18 protein-coding genes are annotated in these 19,766 nt (G+C 61.4%); 11 read left to right on the top strand and 7 right to left on the bottom strand.

Annotated features, from left to right (window positions below):
• The 7 genes from JJ869_RS04005 to JJ869_RS03975 all read left to right on the top strand — a co-directional run.
• A partial coding sequence (locus tag JJ869_RS04005; protein WP_292264718.1) for a cell division protein FtsQ/DivIB occupies positions 1-618 on the top strand: 618 nt, incomplete at its 5' end.
• 2 nt (positions 619-620) lie between these two features.
• Positions 621-1,955 (top strand): cell division protein FtsA, encoded by a 1,335-nt coding sequence (ftsA, locus tag JJ869_RS04000; RefSeq protein WP_292264717.1) that lies wholly within the window; start codon positions 621-623, stop codon positions 1,953-1,955.
• A 174-nt stretch (positions 1,956-2,129) separates the two neighbouring features.
• Positions 2,130-3,749 carry a cell division protein FtsZ gene (ftsZ, locus tag JJ869_RS03995; RefSeq protein ID WP_292264716.1) on the top strand — a complete coding sequence of 540 codons (1,620 nt, stop codon included), beginning with the start codon at positions 2,130-2,132 and terminating at the stop codon, positions 3,747-3,749.
• Positions 3,750-3,962: 213 nt separating this feature from the next.
• On the top strand, positions 3,963-4,883 hold the full coding sequence (lpxC, locus tag JJ869_RS03990) for a UDP-3-O-acyl-N-acetylglucosamine deacetylase (RefSeq protein WP_292264715.1): 921 nt from the start codon (positions 3,963-3,965) through the stop codon (positions 4,881-4,883).
• A 159-nt stretch (positions 4,884-5,042) separates the two neighbouring features.
• A complete protein-coding gene (locus JJ869_RS03985; RefSeq protein ID WP_292264714.1) occupies positions 5,043-5,897 on the top strand; it encodes an outer membrane protein assembly factor BamD in 855 nt (284 codons plus the stop codon).
• 41 nt (positions 5,898-5,938) lie between these two features.
• Positions 5,939-7,591: a DNA repair protein RecN gene (gene recN, locus JJ869_RS03980; RefSeq protein WP_292264713.1), complete on the top strand. Its 1,653-nt coding sequence runs from the start codon at positions 5,939-5,941 to the stop codon at positions 7,589-7,591.
• A 220-nt stretch (positions 7,592-7,811) separates the two neighbouring features.
• Positions 7,812-9,488 carry a chloride channel protein gene (locus tag JJ869_RS03975; protein WP_292264712.1) on the top strand — a complete coding sequence of 559 codons (1,677 nt, stop codon included), beginning with the start codon at positions 7,812-7,814 and terminating at the stop codon, positions 9,486-9,488.
• A gap of 9 nt (positions 9,489-9,497) precedes the next feature.
• Here the strand turns inward: JJ869_RS03975 and JJ869_RS03970 are convergent, their stop codons facing one another.
• From JJ869_RS03970 to cobS, 4 genes are all read right to left on the bottom strand, one after another.
• Positions 9,498-9,842 (bottom strand): DUF427 domain-containing protein, encoded by a 345-nt coding sequence (locus JJ869_RS03970; RefSeq protein WP_292264711.1) that lies wholly within the window; start codon positions 9,840-9,842, stop codon positions 9,498-9,500.
• A 59-nt stretch (positions 9,843-9,901) separates the two neighbouring features.
• The gene (locus JJ869_RS03965; RefSeq protein ID WP_292264710.1) at positions 9,902-11,683 is read right to left on the bottom strand and encodes an aminopeptidase P family protein; all 1,782 of its coding nucleotides are present in this window, start codon (positions 11,681-11,683) and stop codon (positions 9,902-9,904) included.
• Positions 11,684-11,859: 176 nt separating this feature from the next.
• Positions 11,860-13,737, bottom strand: coding sequence for a cobaltochelatase subunit CobT (gene cobT, locus JJ869_RS03960; RefSeq protein ID WP_292264708.1), 1,878 nt, complete (start codon positions 13,735-13,737; stop codon positions 11,860-11,862).
• A 150-nt stretch (positions 13,738-13,887) separates the two neighbouring features.
• Positions 13,888-14,874 (bottom strand): cobaltochelatase subunit CobS, encoded by a 987-nt coding sequence (gene cobS / locus JJ869_RS03955; RefSeq protein ID WP_292264706.1) that lies wholly within the window; start codon positions 14,872-14,874, stop codon positions 13,888-13,890.
• A gap of 90 nt (positions 14,875-14,964) precedes the next feature.
• On the opposite strand from cobS, the gene JJ869_RS03950 reads away from it, so the two are divergent.
• From JJ869_RS03950 to msrB, 4 genes are all read left to right on the top strand, one after another.
• Positions 14,965-15,507, top strand: a complete 543-nt coding sequence (locus JJ869_RS03950; protein ID WP_292264705.1) for a sigma-70 family RNA polymerase sigma factor — start codon at positions 14,965-14,967, stop codon at positions 15,505-15,507.
• Complete coding sequence (locus tag JJ869_RS03945; RefSeq protein WP_292264703.1) at positions 15,504-16,217, top strand: anti-sigma factor; 714 nt, start codon at positions 15,504-15,506, stop codon at positions 16,215-16,217. The genes JJ869_RS03950 and JJ869_RS03945 overlap by 4 nt, the downstream gene beginning before the upstream one ends.
• Positions 16,218-16,314: 97 nt before the next feature.
• A complete protein-coding gene (locus JJ869_RS03940; RefSeq protein ID WP_292264702.1) occupies positions 16,315-16,884 on the top strand; it encodes a fasciclin domain-containing protein in 570 nt (189 codons plus the stop codon).
• Between the two features lie 109 nt (positions 16,885-16,993).
• Entirely contained in the window at positions 16,994-17,467 is a 474-nt protein-coding gene (gene msrB / locus JJ869_RS03935) for a peptide-methionine (R)-S-oxide reductase MsrB (protein ID WP_292264700.1), read from the top strand.
• Positions 17,468-17,479: 12 nt separating this feature from the next.
• Here the strand turns inward: msrB and JJ869_RS03930 are convergent, their stop codons facing one another.
• The 3 genes from JJ869_RS03930 to JJ869_RS03920 all read right to left on the bottom strand — a co-directional run bounded on the left by JJ869_RS03930 (position 17,480) and on the right by JJ869_RS03920 (position 19,727).
• On the bottom strand, positions 17,480-18,673 hold the full coding sequence (locus tag JJ869_RS03930; protein ID WP_292264699.1) for a UbiH/UbiF family hydroxylase: 1,194 nt from the start codon (positions 18,671-18,673) through the stop codon (positions 17,480-17,482).
• A gap of 76 nt (positions 18,674-18,749) precedes the next feature.
• Positions 18,750-18,995, bottom strand: coding sequence for a hypothetical protein (locus JJ869_RS03925; protein WP_292264698.1), 246 nt, complete (start codon positions 18,993-18,995; stop codon positions 18,750-18,752).
• A gap of 87 nt (positions 18,996-19,082) precedes the next feature.
• The gene (locus tag JJ869_RS03920; RefSeq protein ID WP_292264696.1) at positions 19,083-19,727 is read right to left on the bottom strand and encodes a pyrimidine 5'-nucleotidase; all 645 of its coding nucleotides are present in this window, start codon (positions 19,725-19,727) and stop codon (positions 19,083-19,085) included.
• Positions 19,728-19,766: the final 39 nt, after the last annotated feature.

The following is a 19,766-nucleotide window of genomic DNA, read 5'->3' as shown; positions in this document are numbered from 1 at the left end:
GCGAGCGACATCGTTGCGGATGGCATCCGCCAGATGCTGCCCTTGGACTTTCCGATCAGTTCCTTCGATCTTGATCTCGAAGCGATGCGGGCCACGGTTGTCGCGCTTGATCCGGTCAAATCTGCGCGGCTTTACGTGCGGCAGGGAAATGTTCTGCAGGTGGACGTGGTGGAACGCATCCCCGTGGTGCTCTGGCGCAACGAGCGGGGACTGCAGCTTTTGGACAATGAGGGCGTTCTTGTCGGCCCTGCCTTCGTCCGGGCGGACTGGCCGGAATTGCCGTTGATCGTCGGCGATGGTGCAGACAAGTACGTCACCGAAGCACTGGATCTTGTGGCGGCTGCTGAGCCGCTTTCAACACGTTTGCGCGGATTGGTGCGCATGGGTGAGCGCCGCTGGGATGTGGTGCTGGACCGCGACCAGCGCATTCTGTTGCCGGAAACCGAGGCGGTGCAGGCCTTGGAACGGGTGATCGCCATGGATCAGGCGGTCGACATGCTGGAACGGGACCTCGTGGCAGTCGATTTGCGTCTGCCGAACAGGCCAACACTTAGAATGACAGACGGAGCGGTGCAGGAATTGCTGCGAATCCGTGCGATTGAGGCAGGGGAACAATAAGAATGATCGAGCTTTACGAGTCACAGCGGGCAATGCGCAACATGCGCAAGGCGGCGATGCAGAGAGGGGTGATTGCCATTCTCGACATCGGCAGCTCCAAGATCGCGTGTCTTGTGTTGCGGTTCGACGGGACGGATCGGGCGATCGAGAGTGACAGCATCGGATCTTTGGCCGGCCAGTCGGGATTCCGCGTGATCGGTGCCGCGACCACCCGCTCGCGTGGCGTGCGCTTTGGCGAGATTGATTCGATGGGCGAGACAGAGCGTGCCATTCGCACCGCCGTGCAGGCCGCCCAGAAGATGGCACAGATTCGCGTCGATCACGTGATTGCCTGTTTCGGCGGCGCCGATCCGCGCAGCTATGGTCTGGCGGGCCGGGTCGAGGTGGCTGGAACCACAGTTGATGAGCAGGATGTGGCGCGGGTGCTGTCCGCCTGCGACGTGCCGGATTTCGGGCATGGGCGAGAGGTGCTGCACGCGCAGCCAGTGAACTTTGCCCTCGACCACCGCAGCGGTCTGATCGACCCGCGCGGTCAGATCGGGCAGGACCTTGCTGTCGACATGCACATGCTCACGGTCGATGCGATGGCGATCCAGAACCTTGCGCATTGCATGAAGCGCTGTGACCTCGAACTCGCCGGTATCGCAAGCTCGGCTTACGTCTCGGGGGTGTCCGCGCTGGTCGAGGATGAACAGGAGCTGGGGGCCGCTTGCATCGACATGGGCGGTGGATCAACTGGCCTGTCTATCTTTATGAAAAAGCACATGATTTATGCCGATGCAGTGCGCATGGGTGGCGATCACGTGACCAGTGACATCTCGATGGGATTGCAGGTTCCGATGGCTGTGGCCGAGCGGATCAAGACGTGCCATGGCGGTGTTGTCGCCACCGGAATGGATGATCGCGACATGATCGAAATTGGGGGCGATACAGGCGATTGGCACCATGACCGGCGGTCGGTCAGCCGGGCGGAATTGATCGGCATCATGCGTCCACGGGTCGAAGAGATATTGGAAGAGGTGCGCGGTCGGCTGGACGCAGCCGGGTTCGAGCATCTGCCCAGCCAGCAAATCGTGCTGACGGGTGGGGCCAGCCAGATCCCCGGTCTTGACGGTCTGGCGACCAAGATTCTGGGTCAGCAGGTACGTCTGGGACGGCCCATGCGGGTGCATGGTTTGCCACAGGCCGCGACGGGTCCGGGATTCGCCAGCTCAGTCGGTTTGTGCCTGTTTGCGGCCAATCCACAGGACGAATGGTGGGACTTTGAGATCCCCGTAGACCGCTATCCGGCACGATCCTTGCAGCGTGCAGTAAAATGGTTCCGCGATAACTGGTGACCGCAAGATGTTGAGCTTTCGGCAAAATCCCGCGTAGGGGGGTGGCAGGTAGCGGCACATTTGGTGCTAAAGTACGGTTTTTACGTGACGTTTGGGCGATTGCCCGGTAATAATTAACGAAACAGGTGCAGAAAACGTCCCGAAATGGGGCTGAGACAGCAGGCGGACAAGCAAATGACATTGAACCTTTCGGTGCCCGGACAGGAAGAATTGAAACCCCGCATCACCGTGTTCGGTGTGGGTGGGGCAGGCGGTAACGCGGTCAACAACATGATCGACAAGTCCCTTGAGGGCGTCGATTTCGTGGTGGCCAATACCGACGCGCAGGCGTTGCAGCAAAGTCGGTCCACCAGCCGCATCCAGCTGGGCGTGAAGGTGACCGAGGGTCTGGGCGCGGGTGCGCGGGCAGCCGTAGGTGCTGCCGCTGCGGAAGAAAGCATCGAACAGATCGTTGATCACCTCGCCGGGGCGCATATGTGCTTCATCACGGCGGGCATGGGCGGCGGCACCGGGACAGGTGCTGCGCCGATCATCGCACAGGCTGCGCGCGAACTGGGCGTTCTGACGGTAGGTGTCGTCACCAAGCCGTTCCAGTTCGAAGGCAACAAGCGGATGAAGCAGGCCGAGGACGGCGTTGAGGCGCTCCAGAAGGTTGTGGATACGCTTATCATCATTCCGAACCAGAACCTGTTCCGCCTTGCCAACGAAAAGACAACCTTCACCGAAGCCTTCTCCATGGCGGACGACGTGCTCTATCAGGGCGTCAAAGGTGTGACCGACCTGATGGTCCGTCCGGGTCTCATCAACCTCGACTTTGCGGATGTGCGCGCCGTGATGGACGAGATGGGCAAGGCCATGATGGGCACCGGCGAGGCCGAGGGCGAAGATCGCGCCATCCAGGCCGCCGAAAAGGCCATCGCGAACCCGCTCCTGGACGAAATCAGCCTGCGTGGCGCGAAGGGTGTTCTCATCAACATCACCGGCGGTCACGACCTCACGCTGTTCGAGCTGGACGAAGCGGCGAACCGCATCCGCGAGGAAGTGGATCAGGACGCGAACATCATCGTTGGCTCCACGCTGGATGACAGCATGCAGGGCATGATGCGTGTCAGCGTTGTGGCAACCGGCATCGACGCGGTGGATGTGCACACGGAAATCCCGGTACCGCGCCGGTCGCTGGCAACGCCCCTGACGCAGACCACCCGCGTCGAAGATGCTCAGCAAGCTGAAAAGGCCGCGTCGCACCCCGAGCAGGTTGCTGCACGCAAGGCGCAGGAACCGTCGCTGTTCGACAGCCAGCGCGAGGACGAGGCCGAGCAGATGGAGCCTGTCTTCGAGCGCCGCGCAGAGCAGCAAGAAGCCATCGACGAGGATGGTCTTCCGGCACCCGCCTACCGTCCGCAGGTGGCCGAGTTCAACCCGCGTGAAGACAGCATCGAAGCCGATCCCGAACAGTTCGTGGCGCCGCGTGCGCCTGCTCCGGGTACGCCGAGCGCAGAAGCGCTGGCCCGTTTGCAGGCGGCTGCATCCCGTGCGCGTCCTGCACCGGGGGCCCGCCCGAATATGCAGGTCGAGCAAGAGCCTGCAGACAGCGAGCGCCCGCGTTTTGGCATCAATTCCCTGATCAACCGCATGACCGGCCATGGCCAGCAAGCCGAGGCTCCGGTGCGTCGCACAACGCCGCCGCCGGTCCAGTCGAGCGGTGCCGCACCGGCCCGCGCGCCGTCTCCGGAAGCGGATGAAGATCAGGAACGGATCGAGATTCCGGCCTTCCTCCGGCGTCAAGCAAACTGAAATAGCGGTTAATCGCTGGTATAACGCCTCCTTTTTAGGAGGCGTTTTTCGTTTGAAAGCATGGGGTTGTGGGGTCTGGCAAGATTCCGCCGATATCTTTCGAGAGCTTGTTTCAGGCCGTTACAATCTTTGATTTGAGGCCAGATAGGTCAGAGAGTATCACCCATCTCGAAACGCCGCATGGGGGTGCCGGCGTATTTGATCGAGGGTCTTTTGCAAACAACGGTTCACTCTATCGTCCGTTTCTCGGGAATCGGCCTTCACACTGGTCTGACAGTGAATATGGCCATCTGCCCGGCTCCGGCCGATCATGGTATCGTGTTCGAGCGGACGGATATCCGGCTCGGCAATGCCCGAATCCCTGCGCTGTTCGACTTTGCCGAGCAGTCGCCGCTTTGCACAAAGATCGTGAATCAGCCCGGTGTCTCGGTGTCGACCATCGAACATGTGATGGCGGCTCTTGCAGGATGCGGCGTTCACAACGCGCTGGTTCGTATCGATGCCCCCGAAGCCCCCGTTCTGGATGGCAGCGCAGCCCCCTTCGTGCGCGGCATCCTTGCTGCCGGCGTCAAGCAACTCCGCACACCGATCCGCGTGATCGAAGTTCTGAGCACCGTCGAAGTTCATACGGCACAGGGTTGGGCGCGGCTTGGTCCGGGCGCCGGTCTGACGATGGATTTTCATATCGACTTTGCCGACAAGGCCATTGGTCAGCAAAGCAAGTCGTTGAACCTTGCCAATGGTACGTTCGTGCGTGAACTCTGTGACAGCCGGACATTCTGCCGTGCCGCCGATGTCGAAGCCATGCGCGCCGCAGGCAAGGCGTTGGGTGGAACGATGAAGAACGCTGTTGTCGTGGATGGCGACACGGTTCTCACCCCCGGTGGCTTGCGTCACAGCGATGAAGCGGTGCGTCACAAAATGCTTGATGCGCTTGGCGATCTTGCTTTGGCGGGCGCGCCTTTGCTTGGGCATTACGAAGGCCACAAGGCAGGCCACACGTTGACAAACATGCTCCTGCGCGAACTGTTCGCAACGCCCGACGGCTACCGCGTGCGCGACTGTGACTCGGTGCTTGCGGCACGGCTTCCGGGCGCGGGTGTCGAAGCGCACGAGATTCCCGCGGTTGCCTGACCGCGGCGTCTGGCGTGCGGATCACACAGCACACACCCCTTGTGCAAAACCTCAATCGCTTGTGTGCCTAAAGGCGTTTTGCCTTCCGATTTAATGTGCTAGGACCGATGGCAGACAAGTGGCACATATAGCCACGGCGGCTTAACGAAGGTGACGGGCATGGCAGCGGGCAGAAGCGCAAGAGCTGTGATCGGGGCGGGGCTCTTGGTGTTGACGCTGACGGCGTGCAGCAATGGCGAACGTCCGGGCTTTGGCCCCGGCGGCGTTCCGATCGAGAATTACACCGCCGAGCAGATCTTTGAACGGGGCGAGTTCGAACTGAACAGCAACGACCCCGAGGATGCCGCGTTCTATTTCTCGGAAGTGGAACGGCTCTATCCGTATTCGGAACTCGCCAAGCGGGCTGTCATCATGCAGGCCTTTGCGCATCACAAGAACAAGGACTATGAAAACAGCCGCTCTGCCGCACAGCGTTATGTCGACTTCTACCCGACTGACGAAGACGCCGCCTATGCGCAATATCTCCTCGCGCTCAGCTATTACGACCAGATCGAAGAAGTGGGCCGCGATCAGGGCCTTACCTTCCAGGCGCTGCAGGCCTTGCGTACGGTCATCGAACTCTACCCGGACAGCGAATATGCTCGGTCGGCCGTGCTCAAGTTCGATCTCGCATTCGACCATCTTGCCGGCAAGGAAATGGAAATCGGGCGCTACTATCTGCGTCGTGATCATTACGCCGCAGCGATCAACCGCTTCCGCGTTGTGGTCGAAGACTTCCAGACCACAACCCACACCGCAGAGGCGCTGCACCGTCTGGTTGAGGCGTATCTGTCGCTGGGTTTGACCGACGAGGCGCAAACGGCTGGCGCGATCCTCGGCTACAACTACCAGTCCACCGACTGGTATGAGGACAGTTTCAAACTGCTCACCGGGCGTGGTTTGGAATTGAAAGCGACCGGAGACAACTGGCTGCGGCAGATCTATCGCCAGATGGTCAAGGGTCAGTGGCTTTGATCGGGGGGCGGTGCGTCTGACAACGCACCCTGTTGCACAGAATGCTGCGCGCGCTTGAAATACGGGACATGTTGATCATCGACCGGCTGGAGCTTGAGTTCCAGCCGGGTCTCAACGTGTTGACCGGCGAAACCGGCGCGGGCAAATCGATCCTGCTGGACAGTCTCGGGTTCGTGCTGGGCTGGCGGGGCCGCGCCGAACTGGTCCGCAGCGGGGCTGATCAGGGCGAAGTGACCGCCGTATTCGATCTACCCAAAGGTCATCCGGCACATGATGTCTTGGCCGAAGCCGGATTCGAGGATGCGGATGAATTGATCCTGCGCCGCGTGAACACCGCCGATGGCCGCAAGACGGGGTGGGTCAATGACCGCCGCGTCACCGGAGAGATGCTCCGCGCCCTGTCCGACACGCTGGTCGAACTGCACGGGCAGCATGACGACCGGGGATTGCTGGACTCAAAGGGGCACCGGGCGCTGCTGGATCAGTTCGCGGGCCATGATGACCTGCTGGCTGCGGTGAAAACCGCGTGGAGCGCCATGTCCAAGGCTCGCAAAGCGCTGACAGAGGCAGAAGCGGCGTACAAGGCCGCACAGGCCGAGGAAGAATTCCTGCGCCACTCTGTTGGGGAGTTGGATAAGCTGTCCCCCGAACCGGGCGAGGACGCAGAGCTCGACGCGCGTCGACGTATGATGCAAGCCTCCGAGCGTATCCGCGACGACATCGCCCGCGCCGCACAGGTGATGGGGCAGGACGGTGCAGAGGGCGCGTTGTCGGATGCGCTGCGCTGGCTTGAAGGGGTCAGCGATGCCGCTGAGGGGCGTCTGGACGATCCGCTTGCGGCGCTGGCTCGGGCCATGGCCGAACTGGACGAAGCGGCGCGCGGCGTGTCTGCCTGTCTCGATGCTCTGGAGTTTGATCCGCACGAGCTTGAAGCCACCGAAGAACGGCTGTTTGCCCTGCGGGCGCAGGCGCGCAAACATGGGATTGCGCCGGATGATCTGTCCGGTTTGGCCGACACCCTGCGCGATCGTTTGGCCGCATTGGATCAGGGTGCAGACCGCATGACGCGGTTGCAATCCGAGTTGCGCAGCGCTGAAAAAGCCTATGACAGCGCGGCGATGACTCTGCGCGACAGCCGCGCGGCAGCGGCCAAACGGCTGGACGCGGCGGTCTGTGCTGAATTGGCTCCGCTCAAGATGGAACGCGCGGTGTTCGTAACGGATCTGTCTGACGCGCCAGCTGGACCCGAGGGCAGCGATGCCGTGGCCTTCACCGTTGCCACCAATCCCGGCGCACCGGCGGGTCCCATCGGCAAGATCGCATCGGGCGGTGAACTCAGCCGGTTCCTGCTGGCTCTCAAAGTGTGCCTGTCGGAACAGCGCGACGCCGGGCTGACGATGATCTTCGATGAAATCGACCGGGGTGTCGGTGGGGCGACCGCCGATGCCGTGGGTCGTCGTCTGGCGGCTTTGGCCGAAGGTGGGCAGGTGCTTGTCGTCACCCATTCGCCGCAAGTGGCCGCCCTCGGGGCGCATCACTGGCGGGTGGAAAAGCGGGTGGCGGACGATCAGACCACCTCGACCGTCGTGCCACTCGATCCGCCCGCAAGGGAAGGGGAAATCGCCCGCATGTTGTCGGGCGACACCATCACGGATGAGGCCCGCGCGGCAGCACGGGCGCTCTTGGCGGGTTAGAGGCGCATCATTCCGTATCCGGGTCCAGCTTCATAGCCGGGCATTTTGTCCGTTCGTTTGCGCCTTGCTCAAGGTTCGTGAAGCGCTTGCAAGTGTGTCCTGATACCGACGGTTTCGGACTGTGATCCCATCAGGGGTGGACAGTCCCGACGCATTGAATAAGCCTTGGTAATCAGAAGCTTTTTGGCGTTGTTCGCCTTCCCCGAAAGGACCGCTTGGCATGGCGCCAGCTTTGCGTGGTCAATTGCAGGCAACGAAAAGACAGTTCGCGCGCGGCTGGGATTTGCTGCGCCATAAAGGACCGTCGCAATTCCAGTTCTGGTTGATCGCGCTTTTGATCGGGATTGCTGCTGGTCTGGCGGCCACGTGTTTCAGGCTGGCGATCACGTTCCTGCAAACCTCGGTCTACGGCACGCCCAGCGTCACGACGATCCACAGCTATGCCGAAACCCTGCCATGGTGGATGCTCTTGTTGATCCCGACGGTCGGTGGCCTCGTGGTGGGGGTGATCGTGCATTACTTCACCCCGGACGGACGGGTGCGGTCAGTCGCCGACGTCATCGAGGGCGCGGCGCTGAACGATGGCCGGGTGGAAAAGAAGGCAGGCATCGCCTCGGCCATCTGTTCATGGATTACTCTGTCGACAGGCGGAAGCACCGGGCGGGAAGGGCCGGTGGTTCATATCGCCGCGATGATCTCGTCTTGGGTGTCGAACACGATTCGCGCCGATGGGATCACGGGACGCGATCTTTTGGGCTGCGCCGTGGCGGCTGCAGTATCGGCGAGCTTCAATGCACCGATCGCGGGGGCCTTGTTCGCGCTTGAAGTCATCCTGCGCCATTTTGCAGTGCACGCCTTTGCCCCCATCGTTGTCGCCAGTGCGGCGGGAACGGTGATCAACCGCCTCGTGTTCGGAGATGTGACGGAATTCAAACTACCCGGCACCACGACAGTCGAGTTCTACCTGGAACTGCCGGCCTTCTTCATCCTGGGCCTCGTCTGTGGCCTTGTCGCGGTTGTGATGATGCGTGCCGTCTTCCTTGCAGATGACGTGGGATCCCGGTTTCAGAACAGGATGGGTTTGCCACATCTGCTGCGTCCGGCCATTGCTGGCGTGATGCTTGGGGCACTTGCAATCTGGTTCCCGCACATCATCGGTGTCGGCTACGAGACCACGTCCCGCGCTCTGACCGGCGCGCTGCTCTGGCACGAGGCCGTGGTCTTTGCGATGCTCAAGGTGATTGCCGTTGCCATCACCATGGGCGGGCGCATGGGCGGCGGGGTGTTTTCCCCCTCGCTGATGCTGGGCGCACTGACCGGGCTTGCCTTCGGCCTGATCGCCACAGGACTTTTCCCCGAACAGTCCGGCACCGCCACACTCTACGCTTTGGCAGGAATGGGGGCCGTTGCCGCCGCCGTGCTTGGCGCACCCATCTCGACCACGCTGATCGTGTTCGAACTGACGGGTGACTGGCAGACCGGGCTCGCGGTGATGGTCTCTGTCTCAATGTCGACGGCTGTGTCCGCACGCCTTGTCGACCGGTCGTTCTTCCTCACTCAGCTGGAGCGACGCAACGTCCACCTTGCCGCTGGACCTCAGGCCTACCTGCTGGCGATGTTCCGGGTGCAGGGCGTGATGCGCAAACCCACCGACAGCAACGCTGCCGATGAAGAGGCGTGCCTGACAATGATCGAACAGGGACTGTTCGTGCAGGCGCAAGCCACCTTGGAAACAGCGCTGCCACTCTTCGACAAATCAGGCGTGGCCTTCCTGCTGGTGGTGAAGCTCGAAGGACCCGAGGACACGCCCGTGTTGCAGGGCGCGCTGTTCCATGTGGACGCTCTAAAAGCCTATAACCGCGCGCTGGCGGCAACTGCCGAGGAAGAGCACAGCTGACATCCCGGATCAGATCCGTTCGACCTGCACCCCATCCTGAACCCAGAACGCAAGATGGTCCTTGATCTCGGCCACGTCCTCGTTCGGGTTTTCATAGGACCAAACGGCATTGGAATAGGTCATGCTTTTCGAGACGATGTCGAAATAGCTGGCCTCGCCCTTATGCGGGCAGGTTGTCTTGTGATCAGACACATCCAGAAACGCCATCGCCACGTCGGACCGGGGGAAGTAGATGACAAACGGCATATCGCCTTCGGTCAATTCCAAAGCATTGGAGCTTTCCGCGATCACGGCACCACCGGCGCGCACGACCCAGGTTCCTGCGGCGGGTCTGACTGTAATGTGTTTCTGCATGATCCATCCCTTTTGACTGCGATGTACCGGGGTTAGCGGGGGAATGTAAATGTTTATGGTCAGATTGGCGCGCAGGCCTGTGTCAGCCAGGTTGACACATCGCCCTCGACCAACGGGCCGATCCGCTCCAGAACTCCGGTATGATAGGCATTGAGCCAAGTGCGTTCCGCCTCGGTCAGAAACCCCGTGTCGATCAGCCGCGTGTCGATGGGCACATAGGTCAGTGTCTCGAACCGGTACATCTCGGGCACCGTCTGACCGGGCAGGGCCGGGGCCTCTTCGACAACAATCAGGTTCTCGATCCGAATGCCGAACGCACCTTCCTTATAGAAACCCGGCTCATTTGACAGGATCATCCCCGGCATAAACGGCACGGTTCCCGTGCGGGCCAACCGTTGCGGCCCTTCGTGGACGCTGAGGTACGACCCGACGCCGTGCCCGGTGCCATGACCGTAGTCCAGACCATGCTCCCACAGTGCCACCCGTGCCAAAGCATCCATATCGCGCCCGGCCAGCCCCTTGGGCCAGCGCAGACGGGAAATCGCGATCATTCCCTTGAGCACGAGCGTAAAGGCGCGTTTTTCGTCTGCGCCAACCGTTCCAATGGCAATGGTGCGTGTGACATCCGTCGTGCCATCCACATATTGCCCGCCACTGTCCACCAGAAGCAGACCCGGCTCGACCTGACGGTTGGTCTTTTCCGTCACCCGATAATGCACAATGGCCCCGTTTGGACCAGCACCGCAGATCGTGTCAAAGCTGATGTCGCGTAGCGCGTTGGTCGCCGCGCGCTCACTTTCCAGCCGGGTGACCACATCGATCTCAGTGAGGCTGCCCGGTGGTTGATGGTCCAGCCAGCACAGGAACCGGGCCATAGCAGCCCCGTCCCGAAGATGCGCCGCGCGCGCGCCGTCCAGTTCAGCAGACGACTTGCAGGCCTTTGGCAAGGCGCAAGGGTCCTGCGCCTCGATCATCTTGACGCGCGCCTCAGCAAGCGTGTCCGCCACGATCACTGGGCAACTGCCCGGGTCGATCTGCACCGGGCCCTCGAGACCCGTCAAGGCCGGCAAGAATTCCTCAACAGGGGCAACGCGCACTTTGGGCCCAAGGTGATCCCCGAGATTGACCAGCTTTTCAGGGTTTACATACAGTGTGACACTGCCCACCGCATGCAACAGAGCAAATCCAAGCATAAACGGCGTGCGGGGCAGATCATCTCCACGGATGTTCAAGAGCCAGCAAATACTGTCGGGCAGGGTCAACACGGCTGTTGTTGCAGTACCCAACCCGGCTGAAAGCCGTGCGATCTTAGCCTCATGCGTTTCGCCAGTCAGCTCGACAGGCTGCGCAAAAGCGAGGGTCGCGGGAGGGCTGGGCTGATCTTCCCAGATCCGATCCACAAGGTTTTCGACCCGCCGCAACGTGACTGATCCGGAGCTCGCTTCCAATTCCCGGATTTGTGTCACGGTGTGCAGCCATGGATCGAACCCGACAACGCCACCTGCCGCGACGTTTTCAGACAGCCAGTCGCCCAATGACACTTCCGGCCAAGGCACCGGCGTGAACACATCCGCCACCTGCGCCCGCACCTGGACCCGATAGCGGCCATCAATGAACACGCCAGCCTTGTCCTGCAACGCAACGCAGAAGCCCGCCGAACCGGTGAACCCGGTCAGCCACGCCAGACGGCTGTCGCGCTCGGCCACATATTCGCCCTGATGGGCATCCGCGCGCGGAACAAGGAACCCGTCCACACCCGCAGCCGACATCTCGGCGCGCAGCGCAGCCAGTCGCGGCGGGTCTTGTTCGGGGGAAGATGTCTCGGAAAAGCTTTGGAACATGATGCGGTCTCTCTTCGATATGGCGCGAGCGAACCCGGAATGACACGCAATGGCAAGCCCTGCTGCACCTGTTCAGGGGGTTGAAAAGCCCACCTGCTTCTTCTCTTAATAAATACGCAAACAGCGGCCCGCAGGGCCGCGCTGGTCGGACCGGCGAAGCCGGTCCGAAACCCCGATCAACTCGCGCGTTTGATACCCATGAGCCGTGCCCGTGCCCGTGGATCGCTGTCGAAGAGCGAGGCAAGCTGCTCGGTCATGGCACCTGCCAGCTGCTCCACATCCGTGATCGTCACCGCGCGCTCGTAATAACGGGTGACGTCGTGGCCGATGCCAATAGCCAGCAATTCCACCTGCTTGCGCCGCTGAACCATGGCGATCACGTCGCGCAAGTGTTTTTCAAGGTAATTCGCCGGGTTCACTGACAACGTGCTGTCATCAACCGGGGCGCCGTCCGAAATCACCATCAGGATCTTGCGCGCCTCAGAGCGGTGCAGCATCCGCCGGTGTGCCCATTCGAGCGCCTCACCGTCGATGTTTTCCTTCAGCAGACCTTCCTTCATCATCAATCCAAGGTTCGGCCGTGTCCGCCGCCACGGCGCGTCAGCGCTCTTGTAAATGATGTGCCGCAAATCGTTCAGACGACCGGGCTGCTGTTCGCGCCCTTCGTTCAGCCATTTCTCCCGCGCCTGACCGCCCTTCCAGGCCCGCGTGGTAAAGCCGAGGATCTCGACCTTGACCGAACACCGCTCGAGCGTGCGGGCCAGAACATCGGCGCAGATCGCCGCGATGGAAATCGGACGTCCGCGCATGGAGCCGGAATTGTCCAGCAGGAGTGTCACCACGGTATCTCGGAACTCTGTATCTTTCTCGACTTTGAAGGACAGCGGAGTCGTCGGGTTCGCAACCACACGCGCCAGTCGCCCGGCATCCAGAATGCCTTCCTCCAGATCGAACTCCCAAGACCGGTTTTGCTGCGCTTGCAGGCGGCGCTGCAGCTTGTTCGCCAAGCGACTGACCGCGCCTTTCAATGGCTCAAGCTGCTGATCCAGATAAGCGCGCAACCGCTCCAATTCGACCGGTTCGGCCAGATCTTCGGCAAGGATTTCCTCGTCATGGGTCGAATCGAACACCTTGTAGTCCGGGTCCGCCTCGGAAATCGGGGCAGGGGGCGGCGGCTCCAGAGGCGCTTCGCCGTCGGGCATTTCGGTCTCGTCGCTCAGTTCCTGATCGGCCATCTCGTCCATGGACACCTGCGCCTGGCTGGGGTCCTGGGTTTCGTCTTGGCTCGATTCAGGATTGGCCTCGGCGTCTTCGCTCTCGTCCTCGTCCTGACCGGTGCTGTCGGGTTCCTGCTCGTCGTCGCTGCCCTCTTCGGCCTGATCCTGCGCGTCCTCGTCCAACTCGTCGGGATCGTCACCCAATTGGTCACCGTAGCCCAGATCAGTGATCACCGCGCGGGTGAAGCGGGCAAAGGCCGCCTGATCGCTCAGAACATCCTGCAAGTTCTCAAGCGTGTCGCCCGCCTGATTTTCGATAAAACCGCGCCACAGGTCCATGACGTTCTGCGCGCCCGCAGGCAGGTCACGCCCGGTCGCCAGATGGCGTACGAGGTATCCCGCTGCTTCGGCGAGAGGCGCATCCGAGGCTTCCTTGACCTGATCATAACCGCGGCGCATTGCGTCATGCCCGATCTTGGCGTCGATATTGCCAGCGGTGCCCGGCATATCGCGCGCACCCATCGCTTCGCAGCGGGCGGTTTCCATGGATTCGTAAAGCTCGCGCGCCAGCTCTCCCTGCGGGGCATAACGCGCGTGGGTGCCTGCATCGTGATAGCGGCGATACATCGCCATGGCGTCGGCGGTGCCACGGGCCAGCAGCACCTCGTCGCGGGTCAGACGACGGCTGATCTGCGGCAGGCGCATCGCATCGCCCGAAATGCCCGAGGGGTCGACCGAATAGCTGACAGTCAGGTCAGGGTCGCGCGCCATGACCTTGGTCGCTTCGGCGAGCGCCTTCTTGAACGGATCGGCGGGGTTGTCACTGGGTTTGCTCATGACCTGACCTTTCCACGCAGTTCAGTCGCGCGCAATGCCATCTGGTGAAAGGCGCAACGCGGCTTGCCGGCTTCTTTGGACTGAAGATACCTCGGGTGTCCGGGGAACGAACCCCAGACTGTCGGATCGGCTCTGCCGATCCGAAACCCATCACCCCAGGCTCAACGACGCAGCACTCTCGGGCAGCTCTTCGTCAAAGCAGCGCTGGTAGAACTCGGCCACCGTCTGGCGCTCCAACTCGTCGCATTTGTTGAGGAACGACACGCGGAACGCGTAACCCACATCGCGGAAAATCTCGGCGTTCTGCGCCCAGGCGATCACGGTCCGCGGGCTCATCACGGTGGACAGGTCCCCCGACATGAACGCGGTGCGCGACAGGTCGGCTACCGTCACCATCTGGCGCACGATCTTGCGGCCCTTCTCGGTATTGTAATGCGGCGCTTTCGACAGAACGATCGAGGTCTCGGCGTCGATTGACAGATAGTTCAATGTGGCCACCAGCGACCAGCGGTCCATCTGACCCTGGTTGATCTGCTGCGTGCCGTGATAGAGGCCCGTGGTGTCGCCCAGACCCACCGTGTTGGCGGTGGCGAAGATGCGGAAATACTTGTGTGGGGTGATCACCTGGTTCTGGTCAAGCAGCGTCAGCTTGCCGTCGGTTTCCAGAACCCGCTGGATCACGAACATCACGTCGGCTCGGCCCGCGTCGTATTCGTCGAACACGATGGCGGTCGGGTTGCGCAGCGCCCAGGGCAGGATGCCTTCCTGGAACTGGGTGACCTGCTTGCCGTCCACCAGCTTGATCGCGTCCTTGCCGATCAGGTCGATCCGGCTGATATGGCTGTCGAGGTTGACGCGCACGCAGGGCCAGTTCAGCCGCGACGCGATCTGTTCGATGTGGGTCGATTTTCCGGTGCCGTGGTAGCCTTGGATCATCACGCGGCGGTTGTTGCGGAACCCGGCAAGAATCGCCAGCGATGTGTCCGGGTCGAACTTGTAGGTGCTGTCGATGTCCGGCACGCGCTCCGTGCGCTCGGGAAAACCGTGGACAACCATGTCCGTATCAATGCCAAACACCTCGCGTACGGAAATTTCTTCTGTCGGTTTGGCGTTGATGTCGATCGTCCCGTCGGCCATGTTGCGGACATCCTTCTCAGCTGGGGTTTGCGTGTGTGTGGTGCAACATAATGGCGGGAGGAGCAAGGGAAAGGGCATGGGAATTCGTTCATGACGCCGCAAGAAGAGGTGGAAAACCTCATTGCCCGTGTGGCGATCGGCGACCGTGCCGCGTTCAATCACCTGTATGACAGGACCTCCGCGAAACTTTTTGGCGTTTGCCTGCGTGTGTTGAATGATCGCGTAGAAGCCGAGGAGGTGTTGCAGGACGTGTTCGTGACGGTGTGGAACAAGGCGGACAGTTATAAGGTCAACGGGTATTCCCCGATGACCTGGCTCATCACGATCACCCGCAACCGCGCGGTGGACCGTCGGCGTGCCATGAAGCTGCCCCCCGTTCCGATCGAGACAGCCGATTTGATGCCCGATAGCAAACCCGGACCCGAAGCCAGTGCCATTGCCGCGTCCGAGGCGCGTCAGATCAAGGCTTGTCTGGATGAACTGCCGCGCGCGCGGGCGCATCTGGTACGCCGGGCCTATCTCGAAGGTGACAGCTATGCCGATCTCGCGCAGGCGACGGGCGTGAATCTGAATACCATCCGGACATGGCTGCGCCGCAGTCTGATGGCCCTGCGGGAGTGTTTGAGCAGATGAGCGATCAGACCCTCCCCCCCGATGGCCCAGAAGAGGACGAAGACCGCGTTCTGGCAGCAGAATACGCCCTGGGACTTCTGACCGAAGAAGAACGCGCGTGGTTCGAAGAACGGCTCGACACGGACACCGCGCTGCGTGCCGAAGTCGTGGCTTGGGACGAACATTTCGCGGCTGTCATCCTTGACGATGTCGAAGAGGTGGCCCCGTCGCCGCAGCTTGCCAAACGCCTGCAGACCATCCTTTTCAAACCGGAGAAACACTCCTTCTGGCAGCAAATTTGGCCTTATGGCCTGGGCGGTCTGGCTGCCGCGCTGGTACTTTGGCTGTCGATCAGCACGGGTATCCTCGTGCCCGTAGACAGCCGCCTGCAACCCGATCTCGTGGCGGAACTGGCTCCGACGCCAGATGGCGAAGGGCTGGTGATCCGCGCCACTGTCGACACGACGCTTGCTGCGGTCGAAGTGGTCCGAGCGGCAGGCACGCCGCCGGATGGTCGGGTGTTCGAGCTTTGGCTGATTGCCGGCGATGCGGCACCGGTTTCGCTGGGTCTGCTCGAGGACGGCAACAGCACCCTGATCGACCTGCCGCAAGACCTCTTGGCTGTGCTGCCCGGCGCGCTGCTAGCGATTTCCGATGAACCCCCCGGGGGATCGCCGACAGGCGCGCCAACAGGTGCCGTGCGCGCCGCAGGTCCGCTCACGTCCTCGTGATCCAACTGTGATGCGCTTTTTTGAAACGCCCCTGACCTGAGCTTCGTGTCTGCGTCCGACCCGCTGGACATTCCGGCGGGAAACCCTGGAGGACGATATGACATTGAAGACCATGATCACCGCCGCTGTGACTGCAACTGTAATGACGGGTGCGGCTTTTGCCGAAAGCCATGCCGGGACCGACAACCCGATGGTCGGCGGAGCCGCGATGTTCCCCGACAAGACCATCGTCGAGAACGCCCTGAACTCTGCCGATCACACCACGCTTGTGGCTGCGGTCAAGGCAGCCGGCCTTGTCGACACCCTGATGAGCGAAGGGCCGTTCACCGTGTTTGCGCCCACCAATGCAGCTTTCGACCGCATTTCGGATGAATCGCTGAACGCGCTCTTGCAGCCGTCGGCCAAGGCGCAGCTGACGCAAATCCTGACCTGCCATGTGGTGGCGGCAAATGCGATGTCCGATGCCATCGCGGGCATGATTGCGGATGATGGCGGGATGCACCCCGTTCAGACAGTGGGAGGTTGCACTCTGCAGGCCAAGATGGATGGTTCCAAGATCACCCTCACAGACGAAAACGGTCGCGAAGCCACCGTCACGATTGCCGATGTGCGGCAGTCGAACGGCGTCATTCACGTGATCGACCGGGTGCTTTTGCCGGCTCAGTAACCCTTTGAACCCCATCCTCGGGGTCTCTGAGATCGCGCAAAAGTGTGTGCCCCGGTCTTGCGTGTTGGCGGGCCGGGGCACCATGTTCAATCACGTGAAGGAGGACACGATGTTGAGACGACATTTCCTGCAAACCGCCGCTGCCGCTCTGGGCCTTGGTGCCTTGACCAAAGGCGCAGGTGCAGCCGAAGGCACTTTCGAAATCACGCGATCCAAGGCCGAATGGAAAGCAATGCTGACCTCTTTGGAATATCGCGTGATGCGAGAAGAAGGCACCGAACGGGCGTTCTCCTCGCCGCTCAATGACGAGAAACGCGCAGGCATGTTCCACTGCAAGGGATGTGACCTCGCACTCTATTCATCCGAGCACAAATTCGACAGCGGCACAGGGTGGCCCAGCTTCTGGCAGGCACAGGCGAACGCCATCGAAACCAAGCCTGACAGGTCGCTGTTCATCACACGAACAGAATGCCATTGCCGACGTTGTGGCAGCCATCTGGGTCATATCTTCGATGATGGCCCGAAGCCGACAGGCAAACGGCACTGTATCAACGGCGTCAGCCTGACGTTCAGCGCCGCTTAACCGAATTCTGGGTTAAGCGCCTTTGGCGCCCAGCCCTAGTTGCATCAGCGTCTTGCGCACCGGTGTCAGGGCGTAAAGCGCGTCCAATCCCTTGGCTCGTATGTCGCGAAGGGGTTGCGCGCTGAGCATCGAGGTCCGGTTGAGCAACGTGATCCCGGCCACGCGCGCCCGAATATCTGCAATCCGCTTCTGGTGGTAGGCATCCAGCATCTTGCGATTGCCGATGTCATCTGAATGGCGGGCCAGATCGCGCAGGACGCTCAAATCCTTGAGGCTCATGTTGAGGCCCTGCGCGCCGATAGGGGGCACCACATGGGCCGCCTCAGCCACAAGTGCAATCCGTTCGCCGCTCAGGCGATCCGCATGCTGGCTGATGATCGGCCAGATCGTGCGTCGTGACGCCAGTTCCAGCGGCCCGAACAGGCTACAGGACCGCGTTGTCATCGCGTCTTCAAACGCCTCAGGCTCAAGCGCCATCAGCGTTTCCGCCTTTGGGCCTTCCTCCATCCAGACAATCGCCGACGACGGCCGCCCATCAAGATCAGGCAGGGGGACAAAGGTGAATGGTCCCCCCGTTCGGTGAATCTCGGTCGACACATTGCCATGGGGGATCGGATGGGTGACGGCAAAGGCCAGCGCTTTCTGGCCAAAGCGCGTGGTCTGCACGTCGATCCCTGCCGCCTTGCGCATCGGTGAATTGCGCCCGTCGGCGGCAATGACCAGCTTGCAGCGGACCTTGGTGCCATCGCTCAGCCCGACACGGGCTTCGGCTTCGCGGGTGAAGAGGGACGTCGTCCCTACGCCCGCGCGAAAAGTGACAGTTTCGAGCCCTTCGAGATGCGCCACGAATTCACGCCGCAACAACCAGTTCGGCAGGTTCCATCCAAACGGCTGATCAGAGATATCGGACGCGTTGAATTCCTTGGTCACCCGCGCTTTCGGTTCTTCGCCACCCGCATCGACGATCCGCATCACCTGCAACGGCATCGCATGCGCGGCAAGGCGCGGCCAAAGTCCGATCTCCTCCAGAAAAGCCTGTGCGGGCTGCAGGAACGCTGTGGTGCGCAGGTCCGCACCTTCTGCATTGCGGTCCGTGACGGGCGGTGCCGGATCAAGGCAAAGCACCGAATACCCGTCGGCCCCAAACGCCGCCGCTGCGGCCAGTCCGGCGATCCCGCCCCCGGATACGACGATGTCATAGGTCATGGCGTGGCCTTTCGGTTCGGGTGACACACCCTGCTTATAGGCAGGGTAGTTGAAATGCGCGATGCGTCAGGGCGCGCTATTTTCCGACCGTGATCAGGATCAGCACAACCATGATGACGGGAACCATGGCCAAAGCCGTCATGGTCAGCGCAACAACGCCCCATGTTTTCACGGCCAGCACCAGAAGGGTCAGCAGCGCAACCAGCAAGTAGTAGATCGTTTCCGGCCCACCTTCTTTCAGATCGCGTGCGATCCAGCCGAAAACCGGCACGGAATAAATTGGATTGCGGCGGTAGGCGACGGCTGGTTCGGAAATGGACATGTAAGACCCCTGTTTTTGTCTGCTTGAGAGATAGGCAGCAAAATCGGGGCGGAAACTGCCAAATTGCCGTAACGCAGCAATGAACCGTCAGGTCAGCCGGGCAAGGAACTCGGTCAGGTCCGAGGTGTGGTGATGGATGTGATCCGCCGCAACCGCGTTCGGCGCTACATGGACCGTGCGCATCCCCATCGCGTGCGGGGCGGCCAAGTTGCGGGGGTCGTCTTCAAACATCGCAGCACTCCGCGTGTCGGTGCCGTCGCGGCCAAACACTTTTTCGAACGCGCTGCGCTCGGGCTTGGGATGGTAATCGGCATGTTCCACGCCATAAACCGCGTCGAATATTCCGTCGAGCCCGCGCGCCTTGAGCACGTTGCGGGCATAGGGTTCCGATCCGTTGGTATAGACAATCTTGCGGCCCGGCAGGTCCTTGATCAGGGATGCCAGATAGGGGTCTTCCGACAAAACCGAAAAGTCGATGTCATGCACCTCGTGCAGGTATGGCGCCGGATCCACATCATGTTCGCGCATCAACCCGGCCAGTGTGGTGCCATAGGTTTTCCAATACTCTACCCGCAGCATGTTCGCCCGGTCCCGATCGACGCCCAGCGAGTTCATGACAAACTTCGTCATGCGCACTTCGATCTGGTCGAACAGGCGCACCGCAGGCGAATAGAGAGTGTTGTCGAGATCGAACACCCAATGGCGGACATGTTTGAAAGCTGACTTGACCATGACCGGCAACCTAGGCGGTGCGGGTCGGCGCGGCAATGG

It is taken from the genome of Marivita sp. (assembly GCF_017643905.1).
Lineage (GTDB): Bacteria > Pseudomonadota > Alphaproteobacteria > Rhodobacterales > Rhodobacteraceae > Marivita.
Note: the sequence above shows the minus strand (reverse complement) of the source record. Positions and strands in the feature narration are given on the sequence as shown.

Excerpts from the sequence above, each read along its gene's own strand:
- cobS (WP_292264706.1), bottom strand. The coding sequence starts at position 14,874 with ATGGCCGACGGGACGATCGACATCAACGCCAAACCGACAGAAGAAATT.
- ftsA (WP_292264717.1), top strand. The coding sequence starts at position 621 with ATGATCGAGCTTTACGAGTCACAGCGGGCAATGCGCAACATGCGCAAG.
- JJ869_RS03975 (WP_292264712.1), top strand. The coding sequence starts at position 7,812 with ATGGCGCCAGCTTTGCGTGGTCAATTGCAGGCAACGAAAAGACAGTTC.
- JJ869_RS03985 (WP_292264714.1), top strand. The coding sequence starts at position 5,043 with ATGGCAGCGGGCAGAAGCGCAAGAGCTGTGATCGGGGCGGGGCTCTTG.
- ftsZ (WP_292264716.1), top strand. The coding sequence starts at position 2,130 with ATGACATTGAACCTTTCGGTGCCCGGACAGGAAGAATTGAAACCCCGC.
- JJ869_RS03925 (WP_292264698.1), bottom strand. The coding sequence starts at position 18,995 with ATGTCCATTTCCGAACCAGCCGTCGCCTACCGCCGCAATCCAATTTAT.
- JJ869_RS03970 (WP_292264711.1), bottom strand. The coding sequence starts at position 9,842 with ATGCAGAAACACATTACAGTCAGACCCGCCGCAGGAACCTGGGTCGTG.
- JJ869_RS03965 (WP_292264710.1), bottom strand. The coding sequence starts at position 11,683 with ATGTTCCAAAGCTTTTCCGAGACATCTTCCCCCGAACAAGACCCGCCG.
- recN (WP_292264713.1), top strand. The coding sequence starts at position 5,939 with ATGCTGCGCGCGCTTGAAATACGGGACATGTTGATCATCGACCGGCTG.
- cobT (WP_292264708.1), bottom strand. The coding sequence starts at position 13,737 with ATGAGCAAACCCAGTGACAACCCCGCCGATCCGTTCAAGAAGGCGCTC.
- JJ869_RS03930 (WP_292264699.1), bottom strand. The coding sequence starts at position 18,673 with ATGACCTATGACATCGTCGTATCCGGGGGCGGGATCGCCGGACTGGCC.
- JJ869_RS03920 (WP_292264696.1), bottom strand. The coding sequence starts at position 19,727 with ATGGTCAAGTCAGCTTTCAAACATGTCCGCCATTGGGTGTTCGATCTC.
- msrB (WP_292264700.1), top strand. The coding sequence starts at position 16,994 with ATGTTGAGACGACATTTCCTGCAAACCGCCGCTGCCGCTCTGGGCCTT.
- JJ869_RS03940 (WP_292264702.1), top strand. The coding sequence starts at position 16,315 with ATGACATTGAAGACCATGATCACCGCCGCTGTGACTGCAACTGTAATG.
- JJ869_RS03945 (WP_292264703.1), top strand. The coding sequence starts at position 15,504 with ATGAGCGATCAGACCCTCCCCCCCGATGGCCCAGAAGAGGACGAAGAC.
- JJ869_RS03950 (WP_292264705.1), top strand. The coding sequence starts at position 14,965 with ATGACGCCGCAAGAAGAGGTGGAAAACCTCATTGCCCGTGTGGCGATC.